This window comes from Pseudomonas sp. PDM25 (assembly GCF_019219045.1).
GTDB lineage: Bacteria > Pseudomonadota > Gammaproteobacteria > Pseudomonadales > Pseudomonadaceae > Aquipseudomonas.
Map to the genome: position 1 here is coordinate 341265 of NZ_JAHUWL010000005.1, position 12070 is coordinate 353334.

Genomic DNA, 12070 nt, shown 5'->3' on the forward strand with positions numbered 1-12070 from the left:
CGGAGGTTTCCTTCAAGTTGTGGCGGCTTCCATGAACTGGTGGGCGATGGGTTGCAGGGATAGTCTTTGGCTGTCACCGCGCAAGTGGTGGCAGGGTGTAGGAGCCCTATCTCATGATGCAACAGCTCTGTCGTTTGATTGCGGCACTTAACTCGTGTCCATATGATCGTTTGCGGCGGCTGTGCGCGGGACACGCTTCGGCGTGGCCGAGGTTCATGAGTGATCGGTACTCCTACTCCTGCGCATGGCTGCCACCCAAACCTGTAGGAGGGGGCGTTTGGCAGCTCATTTTCATACTCATGGAATTTACAAATGACGACGTTAACGCCAGATCCACCCTACGTAAAACCAACCCCCCATCCCCAAAGCCGCTTCATGGCACTCACCAGCAATTGCGACGACATGCCAACCCTGTTCGTCGACACGCAAGCGCCGCTGGATGTTTTGTATGACGCTGCCAACTACCGAATTCGTGCCGTCACCCAAGTGATGGAGAACCTGTCCATGCGCGGTTCGATCGAGTGTCAGTCCTTCATTCTTAGTGATTTTGCGTTGCTCTGTGCCATTCCGTTGCGGGATGGGTGTGATGTGCTGGATGTTCTTGGGCGGCGGTTGAAGGCGCGGTCTTCGGAGTAGCGCCGGGCGGCTTTTGTGGCGAGGGAGCTTGCTCCCGCTCGGCTGCGCAGCAGTCGTAAACCGGGCAGTGCGGTATGTCAGGCATAACCGGATTGCAGGTTTTGGGGCTGCTTCGCAGCCCAACGGGGGTAAACCCCCTCGCCACAGGGGTTGTGTGATGCCCGAAGTAGGGGGTGAGATAGCCCGCTCGGCTGTGAGGTCCTGACGTTCGCCGCCGTACAAGGTAAACTTCCCGCCCTTCGCAGGAGCAGCCATGAATTATCGTCACGCCTTCCATGCCGGCAATCACGCCGATGTGTTCAAACACCTGACTTTGACCCGCATCATCGCTTTGATGTCGCGCAAGGAGCAGCCGTTTGCCTATCTCGACACTCACGCCGGCATTGGTCTGTATGACCTGCAGGGTGATCAGGCGAGCCGTACCGGTGAGTACCTGGAAGGTATTGCGCGTTTGTGGGATCAGCCGGATCTGCCGGCGTTGACCGCTGATTACATGAAGGTGCTGCACGACATGAACCCGGATGGCCAGTTGCGCTATTACCCGGGGTCGCCGGAGTTGGCGCGACGTCTGACGCGGCCGCAGGATCGGGTGATGCTCAATGAGAAGCACCCCGAGGACGGTTTGCTGCTCAAGGACAACATGGCGGGCGACCGTCGGGTGAAGGTGCATCTGGGCGAAGGCTGGCATGTGCCGCGTGCGATGTTGCCGGTGCAGGAGAAGCGGGCGGTGATGTTGATTGATCCGCCGTTCGAACAGCTGGATGAGATGCAGCGCTGTGCGGCGTCGCTGAAAGAGGCGATTGGCCGGATGCGGCAGACGGTGGCGGCGATCTGGTACCCGGTGAAGGACCAGCGCCTGTTGCGTCGTTTTTATCAGGACCTGGCGGGTACGGGCGCGCCAAAGTTGCTGCGGGTCGAGTTGCTGGTGCATCCGCTGGATACGCCGAACAGCCTGAACGGTTCGGGGTTGGCGATTGCGAATCCGCCGTGGGGGCTGGAAGAGGAGCTGCGTGAGTTGCTGCCGTGGTTGTCCAAGAAGTTGGGGCAGACCCAGGGTGGGTGGCAGATGGATTGGTTGATCGCAGAGAGTTGACCAGTTGCATGAGTGGCGTCTGATCGGACGCCTTCGCGGGCAAGCCCGCTCCCACAGGGTTTTATGTCGATCACAACATTGTGGTCAGACACATAACTTGTGGGAGCGGGCTTGCCCGCGATGCTTTTAGGGCCTGAAATTTAGATCGGGCAAGTCACGCCTGTACCGCCAATCCCGCAATACCCTTCAGGGTTTTTCGCCAGGTATTGCTGGTGGTAAGCCTCGGCAAAGTAGAACGTCGGGGCTTCGTCGATTTCAGTGGTGATGGTGCCTTTGCCAGCCTTGGTCAACTCCGCCTGGAACACCTGCTTGCTGTGTTCGGCCGCCGCCAGTTGAGTCGGGTTGGTGGCGTAGATCACCGAGCGGTACTGAGTACCGATGTCATTGCCCTGGCGCATGCCCTGAGTCGGGTTGTGCAGTTCCCAGAACATTTTCAGCAGCTCTTCGTAGCTGACTTTCGCCGGCTCGTAGACCACCAGTACCACTTCGCTATGGCCGGTCAGGCCCGAGCAGACTTCTTCATACGTCGGGTTCGGCGTAAAGCCGCCAGCGTAGCCCACCGCCGTACTGACCACGCCTTCGCGCTGCCAGAACTTGCGCTCTGCGCCCCAGAAGCAGCCGAGGCCGAAGATCGCGAAATCCACGTCCATCGCGAACGGGCCGAGCAGCGGGGCGTCGTGGACGAAGTGTTTTTCCGGCACGGTCATTGGGGTTTCACGGCCGGGCAGAGCTTGTTCTTTAGTCGGGAGCACGTTTTTGTTCACCAGGATTTCCGAGCGCAGAACCATGATCAGTCCTCTCAGTCAGGTTTGAATGTAGAAAGTCAGACCGCCAGTTTGCCCAATGATGCCAAGTTAATCACTACCCCTGTGGGAGCGGGCTTGCTCGCGAAGGCGGTGTGTCAGGCAATAATGATGTCGACGGTCACACCGCCTTCGCGAGCAAGCCCGCTCCCACATTTTGACTGCAGTGTTATAGAGATAGCGGGCCACGCGGGTAGCGCTTGAGCTTTTCGATCAGCTCTACGCCGGGGATCGGTCGGTCGAACAGGTAACCCTGGCCGACGTCGCAGCGGTGACGGCGCAGGAAAGCCAACTGCTCGGCAGTTTCGATGCCTTCAGCCACGACCTTGAGTTTCAGGTTGTGGGCCATGGCGATCACTGCGGAGGTGATTTCCATGTCGTCCTGGTTGTCGGGGATTTCGTGGATGAAGCTTCGATCAATCTTGATGATGTCGATCGGGAATTTTTTCAGGTAGCTGAGCGACGAGTAACCGGTGCCGAAGTCATCCATGGCCAGGGTCAGGCCCAGGCGCTTGAGCTGATCGAGCTGCAAGTGGGTGTCTTCGGTGGCTTCCAGCAGCAGGCCTTCGGTGAGTTCGAGTTCCAGCAGGTTTGCCGGTAGCGCTTCTTCTTTGAGGATGTTGGCGATGGACGACACCAGGTCCGGATCGGAGAACTGCTTGGGCGACAGGTTGATCGCCACCTGAAGATTGCCCAGGCCAGCGGCGGTCAGGTCTTTGCTCATGCGGCACGCCTGGCGGGCGACCCATTTGCCGATGGGAATGATCAGGCCGGTTTCTTCGGCGACGCTGATGAACTGGTCCGGGCGGATCATGCCTTTTTCCGGATGGTTCCAGCGCAGCAGCGCTTCCATCCCCAACAGACGACCGCTGCGCAGGCAGAGCTTGGGCTGGTAGAACACGTCCAGCTCGTTCTGGGTCAGGGCGCGGCGCAGGTTGTTTTCGACGAACAATTTGTAACTGGCTTCGGCGTTCAGCGCTTCGGTGAACACCTGAACCTGATGTTTCCCGTTGGCTTTGGCCTTGTGCAGTGCCAGGCCTGCGTTGCGCATCAGGGTTTGTGGATCGCGACCGTGCAACGGCGCGCAGGCCAGGCCTACGGAGCCGGTGACGCTGATCAGCTGGTTGTCGACGAACATCGGTTTGTCGAGGGTCGCCAGCAATTGATTGGCAATCTGTTGGCCCGCACGCAGGTCGGTGTCGTCCAGCAGCACGGCGAATTCATTACTGGCGAACCGCGCCAGACTGCCGCTCGGGCTCAGGCTGTTGCGCAGGCGTCGGGCCAGGCTGATCAACAGTTTGTCGCCGGTCTGGTGGCCGAGGCTGTCGTTGATCCGCTTGAAGTTGTCGATGTCCACCAGCAACAAGCTGATGGGGGTATCGCTGTCTCGGGCGAAACGTTCATCGAGGTTGCGGATGAAGGCCGGGCGGTTGCCGAGGTTGGTCAGGTTATCGGTGTAAGCCAGACGCTCGATGCGCTGCTGGGCGAGTTTGGTCTGGGTGATGTCTTCATAGATGCCGATGTAATGCGTCAGCTCGCGGTTGTCGCCGTAAACCTTGGAAATCGACAACTGACCCCAGTAGGGTTCGAGGTTTTTACGACGGCTTTTGAACTCACCCTGCCAGCTGTTGCTCTTGGCCAGCGCCGAGGGCGCGTCGAACAGCAGTTCGCTGAGGTTTTCCAGGGCCGGCAGTTCCGACAGCCGCTGGCCGTGGACTTCTTCGGTGGTGTACTGGGTGATCGCCGTGAAGCTCGGGTTGACGTATTCCACCACACCGTCGCAATTGACCAGCAAAAAGGCGTTGGCGCTTTGCTCGACCGCACGCTGGAACAGGTGCAGGGCGCTGGTGGCGGTGCGGCGGTTGTGGTTGTTGATGACTTGGGCAAACTGATCCGCCAACTCGCCGGCGAAAGCAATTTCGTCCGATTGCCAGGCGCGGGTCATACCGGTCTGTTCCAGGCAAAGTACGCCGACCACTTGGCCGTCGACGCGGATGCTGGCGTCGAGCATGGCGTTCACATCACGCGAGCGCAGGTGTTCGGCCATTTCCCGGGTGCGCGGGTCGCACATGGCGTTGTGGGCGTCGATGGCGCGGCCGGTGTGCAAGGCGTCCAGGTAATCAGGGAAGAGACTGACGTCGATCGGCTCCGGCAGCAGGTATTCCTGGCTGGCGCGGTGATAGGCCGAAATCGGCACGAGCTGTGAACCTTCGAGGTTCCACAGGCTGGCGCAGTCGATTTCGTAAATGTCACAGGCACTGCGAGTGATCAGTTCGGCGGCTTCTTTCAGGGAGTTGTTGCTGCTATAGCGCTGGCGGGTCAGCAGCAGGATCAAGTCTTGCTGGGCGCGCACCCGGTCCAGGTGCAGAAGCTGTTCCTGCTGGGCGCGCTGATTGAGTTCCAGGGCGATTTGCAGGCGAGAGTTCTGGGTTTCGAGGTCCAGGGAGGGCAGCAGTTGCTCGCCCTCGAACAGGCCGTCGACCACCAGCAGGTAGCCGCGCAGCAGGTGTCGATTGTGTTGTTTGTAGGCTTCGCCCAGTTCCAGCAGGTTCAAGGCGCCTGCGGCGGTGTGCAGGGTGTAGCGGATCAGGTAATGCGGGGCTTGGGTGAGTTGCTGCTGAACCGCGTCATGCAGCTGATAACGCGCTTCGGGTTCCATCAGGCTGGCGTAGGGCGAGCCGACCAGAGCGCAGAGCTCCACCGCCGGCAGGCCGAACTGTCGTTCGCAATTGGGATCGAGAAACAGCAGCGCCCAGCTCGCTTCATTCAGCCGTTCGAAACGCAGCATGCCAAGCCGCGAGGGCACAGGCAACTGCGTCACTACCTCGGCCACCATACGGCTGGCGGCATCGGGTTGGCTCTTCATATGGAGGGAAACTCGCTTCGAATAGGCTGAACGCGCCGGGCTCTCGCCCTTTTTACTGTGACCTGCGGCAAGGTTGCATCATTGCGACACTGACTGACAAGAGACATGAAGGCCAAGTGCTATAAGAATATGTCGGCAGGAGGGAGGATTTCTCCAATGGATGGCTAAAAGTAATCGTTTGGAGCCCTGTGGCGAGCGAGCTTGCTCGCGCTGGGCTGCGCAGCGGCCCAAAAATCTTGTGAGCGCTGCGCACTCAAGCGGGAGCAAGCTCCCTCGCCACAGGGTTGGTTTAACGCAAAGGAATGCCTACCGATTGCAGCAGCTGTCCGTCCCGATCGTGATAGTTGACCTGTACGTTTTCCTGATCAACAACCAGATGCGCGAAATTGTCCTGGCTGACCACCTGGCTGGTCAGTCCATGCTGATAGTCGCCAGCGGCTGTTCGCGCCAACGGGTGATCGAGGATGAAGGTGGATGCCTTGGCGTACGGCAGTAGCTTGCTGTTGCACAGCGGTGAAGAAACGATGGTGTGAACCTCGAAGTCCGGGTCCTCGCTGTGGGTCAGGCGACTGGTCAGGGAGCCATGGACATCGCCGGAAACGAAGAAAACGTTCTTGATGCGGTGTGTGCGAATGGTCTCCAGCAGCCGCAGACGCTGTTCGGGAAAGGCCTTCCATGCGTCGTCGCCATGGGCTTTGCGGTCGGGGTAGAACATCACGCTGGTGACCACGAATTTGACCCTGGCCGGGCTGTGAATCAACCATTTGCATAAGGCCTGTTCCTGCTCTTCGTCGAGGATGCGTCGATCATTGCCCGACAGGTTGCGTCGGGTTCGACTGTCAGTGACAAACCATTCAATATCGCCTTCGGCGAATTGATACCAATAATGTTCCAGTTTTCTATTTATTTGCCCGCTGGCGAGAAGTTCATGCGCCGGGCTATGACTGGCTTGATACAACTCATACGCCGCGATGGCGTTTTTGTATAAGTAGGCATCGGCTTTACTTTCGTTGGCGGGCCAGTTGTCTTCTATTTCGTGATCGTCGAGGATCATGTAAGTCGGCACGCCGGACATTAACTTTGCAATATTGGGTTGGGAAAAAGCGGCGCGGTACTTACTGAGTATTGCCTTGTATTCCCGGTCGGGAGCGATAACGTTCAGGTCATCGACATAGATTTGATCGCCGGTCATCAACATGGCGCTGATGGGCGGCTCGGCCTGCTGCGCCAGATTCGTGATCGAGGCGAAAATCCGGTCCCCCAGATGCGGCGCAGACGGGATGCCAGCGGTCATGCGCAGGTAACGACATGAACCGACGATATAGGCCCGTGGAATCGTGGCTTTGCTGGACTGTGTGCGGAATCGGTAGATACCCCGCGGCCATTGCAGCGGCAATTCCTGAACCGTTTCCACGGTGTGCACCGGGCTCATGGGGCTGAACCAGCCCGCCTGGTATTCGTACTCGGTATCGGCGGCAAGATCGTTGAGTGCGATGACATCGGACATATCATGCAAGATCGTTAGCTTTGCAAATACACCTCGGGACCATCGCTCTTCGCCGAGCCGGCGATAACGAATGCCTGCAAATACCGGTGCATTGTTTTGAAGTTCGCCACGCAAGAAGATGCGTGCGTGGTTAGTTGTTGTGTGGCCCATAATAGGGCCGACAGTCGGTTTGAACATGTTCGAATCCATTCGAATTAATACTAGTTAAGCAAAATTGGCAGATGAAGGTTTAACGATAATTAGTTGAACTAAGCTTAGTTATTGGTTAACAAGAAATATCGAGCAGAAGTGGACTGGAGTTGTGGGCGACGTAAGCCGCGAATGTAGGAAAAGGGGCGTCGGGTGACTTTCTTCCAGGCAAAAAAAGCCCCGCCAAACTGGCGGGGTTGAGGTACGAGCGTGGCGCTCGGAAAACGTGGAACGCGACGGGCCCTCCGGTGAAGGGGAGGGCCGGTCGGTGTTACAGCAGGATGGTGCGGATGTCCGCCAGCAGGTCGCTCAGACGCTTGGTGAAGCGTGCAGCAGCGGCGCCGTTGATCACACGGTGATCGTAGGACAGCGACAGTGGCAGCATCAGTTTCGGCTGGAAGGCTTTGCCGTCCCAGACTGGCTGGATGGTTGCCTTGGAAACACCGAGGATCGCCACTTCCGGCGCGTTGACGATCGGCGTGAAGCCGGTGCCGCCAATGTGGCCGAGGCTGGAAATGGTGAAGCAGGCGCCTTGCATGTCGTCAGCGGTGAGCTTTTTGTCGCGGGCTTTGGCGGCCAGCACAGCGGCTTCGGCTGCCAGTTGCAACAGGCTCTTCTGATCGACGTTCTTGATGACCGGTACCAGCAGGCCTTCAGGGGTGTCGACGGCGAAGCCGATGTTCACGTACTTCTTGCGGATGATCGCTTTGCCGCTTGGTGCCAGCGAACTGTTGAAGTCCGGCAGTTCCTTGAGCAGGTGCGCGCAGGATTTGAGCAGCAGCGGCAGGATGGTCAGTTTGACGCCAGCCTTCTCTGCAACGGCTTTCTGAGCGATACGGAACGCTTCCAGGTCGGTGATATCAGCCGAATCGAACTGAGTCACGTGCGGAATGTTCAGCCAGCTGCGGTGCAGGCTCGACGCGCCGATTTGCATCAGGCGGGTCATCGGCACTTCTTCGGTCTCACCGAAGCGGCTGAAGTCCACGACCGGAATCGGCGGGATGCCCGCGCCGCCGGTTGCGCCAGCAGCGGCGGCCGGTGCTTCCTTGGCCTTCTGCATCATGGCCTTGACGTAAACCTGCACGTCTTCTTTCAGGATGCGACCGTGCGGACCACTGGCGCCGACAGCGTTCAGCTCGACGCCGAACTCGCGAGCCAGTTGGCGTACTGCCGGGCCCGCGTGAACCTTGGCGCCCGGCTTGGCCGGTGCAGCAGCCGGTGCGACCGGTGCCGGGGCGGCGGCTGCCGGAGCAGCTTCAGCCTTGGCCGCCGCAGGTGCTGGTGCAGCAGCGGCGGTCGCCGGTGCAGCAGCAGGCGCAGCGCCTTTGACTTTCAGCTTCAGGATCAGGTCGCCGGTACCGACTTCGTCATCCAGCTTGACGGAAATGCTTTCCACCACGCCAGCGGCAGGCGATGGGATTTCCATGCTCGCCTTGTCGGATTCCAGGGTGATCAGCGACTGGTCGGCTTCAACGGTGTCGCCGGCCTTGACCAGGACTTCGATGATCTTGGCCTTGCCCGAAGAGCCGATGTCCGGGACATGAATGTCCTGAACGCTGTCGGCAACCGGTGCAGCAGGCGCGGCGGCTGGAGCAGCAGCGGCGGCCGGAGCTGGCGCAGCCGCCTGGGCTGGCGCGGCAGCAGCAGGGGCCGCAGCACCCGCTACTTCCAGATCCAGAATCAGGTCGCCAGTGCCGACTTCGTCGTTGAGCTTGACGCTGATGCTCTTGACCACGCCAGCGGCAGGCGAAGGGATTTCCATGCTGGCCTTGTCGGATTCCAGGGTGATCAGCGACTGATCAGCCTCGACGGTGTCGCCGACCTTGACCTGGATCTCGATGATCTGGGCCTTGCCCGACGAACCGATGTCCGGCACGTGCACTTGCTGGACGCTGGCGGCAGCCGGAGCTGCGGCCGGTGCAGCGGCTGCCGGAGCAGGAGCAGCAGCCGGTTTCGCTTCAGCCTTGGCAGTCGGCGCAGCCGCCGCCGCCGCAGGGGCCGCAGCAGCGGCACCTTCGACTTCCAGCTCCAGCAGTTCGTCGCCTTCTTTCAGGCGATCGCCCAGCTTCACTTTGATGCTTTTGACGATGCCGGCCTTGGGCGCAGGAATTTCCATGCTCGCCTTGTCCGACTCAAGCGTCAGGATGCTCTGGTCCGCTTCCACACGGTCGCCGACCTTCACAAATAGTTCGATTACTTCACCTTCACCGCTGCCGATGTCAGGTACGCGAATGAGTTCGCTCACAGAGTGTCTCCTCAGCAGTCCAGTGGGTTGCGTTTTTCCGGGTTGATCCCGAACTTGGCGATGGCTTCAGCCACCACTTTAGGCTCGATATCACCACGGTCAGCCAAGGCTTCCAGGGCTGCCAACACCACGAAATGACGGTCGACTTCGAAGAAGTGACGCAGCTTCTTACGGCTGTCACTGCGGCCGAAACCGTCGGTGCCCAGGACTTTGAATTCCTTGGACGGGACCCACTGACGAATTTGCTCAGCGAACAGCTTCATGTAGTCGGTAGACGCGATGACCGGACCTTGACGGCCGTTCAGGCACTCTTCGACATAGCTCAGTTTAGGCTTCTGGCCCGGGTGCAGACGGTTGCTGCGCTCTACGGCCAGGCCGTCGCGACGCAGTTCGTTGAAGCTGGTAACGCTCCACACGTCAGCGCCGACGTTGAACTGTTCACGCAGGATTTTCGCCGCTTCGCGAACTTCGCGCAGGATGGTGCCGGAGCCCATCAGCTGAACGTGGTGCGCCGCTTCGCGGGTGTCTTCCTCGAGCAGGTACATGCCCTTGATGATGCCTTCCTCGACACCGGCCGGCATGGCTGGCTGCTGGTAGGACTCGTTCATCACGGTGATGTAGTAGAAAACGTCCTGCTGCTCTTCGGTCATCTTCTTCATGCCGTCCTGAATGATCACCGCCAGCTCGTAGCCGTAGGTTGGATCAAAGGTGCGGCAGTTCGGGATGGTGGCAGCCAGGATGTGGCTGTGACCGTCTTCGTGTTGCAGGCCTTCGCCGTTCAGCGTGGTCCGGCCGGCGGTGCCGCCGATCAGGAAGCCACGGGTGCGGCTGTCGCCAGCGGCCCAGGCGAGGTCGCCGATACGCTGGAAGCCGAACATCGAGTAGAAGATGTAGAACGGCAGCATTGGCTGGTTGTGGCTGGAGTACGAAGTACCGGCAGCGATGAAGGAGCTCATGGCGCCCGCTTCGTTGATGCCTTCTTCGAGGATCTGGCCCTTCTTGTCTTCCTTGTAGAACATCACCTGGTCTTTATCGACTGGCTCGTAGAGCTGGCCGACGGAGGAGTAGATGCCCAACTGACGGAACATGCCTTCCATACCGAAGGTACGGGCTTCGTCCGGGATGATCGGAACGATGCGCGAACCGATTTCCTTGTCCTTGACCAGCTGCGCGAGGATCCGCACGAACGCCATGGTGGTGGAAATTTCACGGTCGCCCGAGCCGTCCAGGATTGCCTTGAGAGTATCGAGTGGTGGCGTCGGGATGTCGAAGCTTTTGGCACGGCGCTGTGGCACGAAACCGCCCAGTGCAGTGCGGCGCTCGCTCAGGTAACGGGCTTCGGCGCTGTTTGGCTCTGGCTTGAAGAACGGCAGGTTTTCCAGCTCTTCGTCTTTGACCGGAATGTCGAAACGATCGCGGAACAGCTTCAGGCTTTCAACATCAACTTTCTTGGTGTTGTGCGCAGTGTTCTTCGCTTCGCCGGCACCGGTGCCATAACCTTTGATGGTCTTGGCGAGGATGACGGTCGGTTGTTCTTTGTGGTTGACCGCTTCGTGGTACGCCGCGTAGACCTTGTACGGGTCGTGGCCGCCACGGTTGAGTTTCCAGATCTCGTCGTCGGACAAGTCTTCAACCATCGCCTTGAGTTCTGGCGAGTTGAAGAAGTGTTCACGCACGAACGCGCCGTCTTTGGCTTTGTAGTTCTGGTACTCGCCGTCGATGACTTCGTCCATGCGACGTTGCAGGATACCGTCGACGTCTTTGGCCAACAGTGGGTCCCAGAAACGGCCCCAGATGACTTTGGTCACGTTCCACTGAGCACCGCGGAACACGCCTTCGAGTTCCTGGATGATCTTGCCGTTGCCACGAACCGGGCCATCAAGGCGCTGCAGGTTACAGTTGATAACGAAGATCAGGTTGTCGAGCTTCTCGCGGCCAGCCAGCGAGATCGCGCCCAGGGATTCCGGCTCGTCGCACTCGCCGTCGCCCAGGAAGCACCAGACTTTTTGCTTGCCTTCAGGGATGAAGCCACGGGCTTCCAGGTACTTCATGAAGCGCGCCTGGTAGATCGCCTGGATCGGGCCCAGACCCATGGATACGGTCGGGAACTGCCAGAAATCAGGCATCAGCCACGGGTGCGGATAGGACGACAGGCCTTGACCATCGACTTCCTGACGGAAGTTGTTCATCTGGTCTTCGGTGATGCGGCCTTCCATGAACGCACGGGCGTAAACGCCTGGCGAGGTGTGGCCCTGGAAGTAGATCAGGTCGCCGCCGTGTTCGTCGGTCGGGGCCTGGAAGAAGTAGTTGAAGCCGATGTCATACAGGGTAGCGCTGGAGGCGAAGCTGGAGATGTGACCGCCCAGGTCAGAATCTTTCAGGTTCGTACGCATCACCATGGCCATCGCGTTCCAGCGTACCAGCGAGCGAATGCGGCGTTCCATGAACAGGTCGCCAGGCATGCGTGCTTCGTGGGTAACGGGGATCGTGTTGCGGTATGGCGTGGTGATGGCGTAAGGCAATTGCGAACCGCTACGGGTTGCGAGTTCGCCCATACGGGTCATCAGATAGTGAGCGCGGTCTTCGCCTTCTTTGTCGAGAACCGATTCCAGGGCGTCCAACCATTCCTGGGTTTCGACGGGATCGAGGTCTTGCATGGCTTGCTCCAGGGCGGAAAGGCTTCCAGAATCGGTTGCCTGAGTTTGCGACTGGCCTTGTGGGCAGACGATAT

The 12070-nt window shown here is 59.4% G+C and carries 7 protein-coding genes; 2 read left to right on the plus strand and 5 right to left on the minus strand.

Features of this window, described 5'->3' with window-relative positions; all coding sequences use genetic code 11:
* Positions 1 to 312: 312 nt before the first annotated feature.
* Together KW848_RS11875 and KW848_RS11880 are read left to right on the plus strand one after the other, a co-directional pair.
* Positions 313 to 636, plus strand: coding sequence for a hypothetical protein (locus KW848_RS11875; RefSeq protein ID WP_218536922.1), 324 nt, complete (start codon positions 313 to 315; stop codon positions 634 to 636).
* Between the two features lie 253 nt (positions 637 to 889).
* Positions 890 to 1729, plus strand: a complete 840-nt coding sequence (locus KW848_RS11880) for a 23S rRNA (adenine(2030)-N(6))-methyltransferase RlmJ (protein ID WP_111449325.1) — start codon at positions 890 to 892, stop codon at positions 1727 to 1729.
* Positions 1730 to 1869: 140 nt separating this feature from the next.
* Here the strand turns inward: KW848_RS11880 and msrA are convergent, their stop codons facing one another.
* The 5 genes from msrA to aceE all read right to left on the minus strand — a co-directional run bounded on the left by msrA (position 1870) and on the right by aceE (position 11996).
* Positions 1870 to 2517 carry a peptide-methionine (S)-S-oxide reductase MsrA gene (gene msrA, locus KW848_RS11885; protein ID WP_192409940.1) on the minus strand — a complete coding sequence of 216 codons (648 nt, stop codon included), beginning with the start codon at positions 2515 to 2517 and terminating at the stop codon, positions 1870 to 1872.
* A gap of 184 nt (positions 2518 to 2701) precedes the next feature.
* Positions 2702 to 5398 carry a bifunctional diguanylate cyclase/phosphodiesterase gene (locus tag KW848_RS11890; RefSeq protein WP_218536923.1) on the minus strand — a complete coding sequence of 899 codons (2697 nt, stop codon included), beginning with the start codon at positions 5396 to 5398 and terminating at the stop codon, positions 2702 to 2704.
* 289 nt (positions 5399 to 5687) lie between these two features.
* Entirely contained in the window at positions 5688 to 7082 is a 1395-nt protein-coding gene (locus tag KW848_RS11895; RefSeq protein ID WP_218536924.1) for an alkaline phosphatase D family protein, read from the minus strand.
* Between the two features lie 283 nt (positions 7083 to 7365).
* The gene (aceF, locus tag KW848_RS11900; RefSeq protein ID WP_218536925.1) at positions 7366 to 9339 is read right to left on the minus strand and encodes a dihydrolipoyllysine-residue acetyltransferase; all 1974 of its coding nucleotides are present in this window, start codon (positions 9337 to 9339) and stop codon (positions 7366 to 7368) included.
* 11 nt (positions 9340 to 9350) lie between these two features.
* The gene (gene aceE / locus KW848_RS11905) at positions 9351 to 11996 is read right to left on the minus strand and encodes a pyruvate dehydrogenase (acetyl-transferring), homodimeric type (protein WP_074873054.1); all 2646 of its coding nucleotides are present in this window, start codon (positions 11994 to 11996) and stop codon (positions 9351 to 9353) included.
* Positions 11997 to 12070 lie beyond the last annotated feature (74 nt).

What these genes read in the sequence shown, in the direction of transcription:
- KW848_RS11875 (WP_218536922.1), top strand. Translation starts at nt 313, where the DNA reads ATGACGACGTTAACGCCAGATCCACCCTACGTAAAACCAACCCCCCAT.
- KW848_RS11880 (WP_111449325.1), top strand. Translation starts at nt 890, where the DNA reads ATGAATTATCGTCACGCCTTCCATGCCGGCAATCACGCCGATGTGTTC.
- msrA (WP_192409940.1), bottom strand. Translation starts at nt 2,517, where the DNA reads ATGGTTCTGCGCTCGGAAATCCTGGTGAACAAAAACGTGCTCCCGACT.
- KW848_RS11890 (WP_218536923.1), bottom strand. Translation starts at nt 5,398, where the DNA reads ATGAAGAGCCAACCCGATGCCGCCAGCCGTATGGTGGCCGAGGTAGTG.
- KW848_RS11895 (WP_218536924.1), bottom strand. Translation starts at nt 7,082, where the DNA reads ATGTTCAAACCGACTGTCGGCCCTATTATGGGCCACACAACAACTAAC.
- aceE (WP_074873054.1), bottom strand. Translation starts at nt 11,996, where the DNA reads ATGCAAGACCTCGATCCCGTCGAAACCCAGGAATGGTTGGACGCCCTG.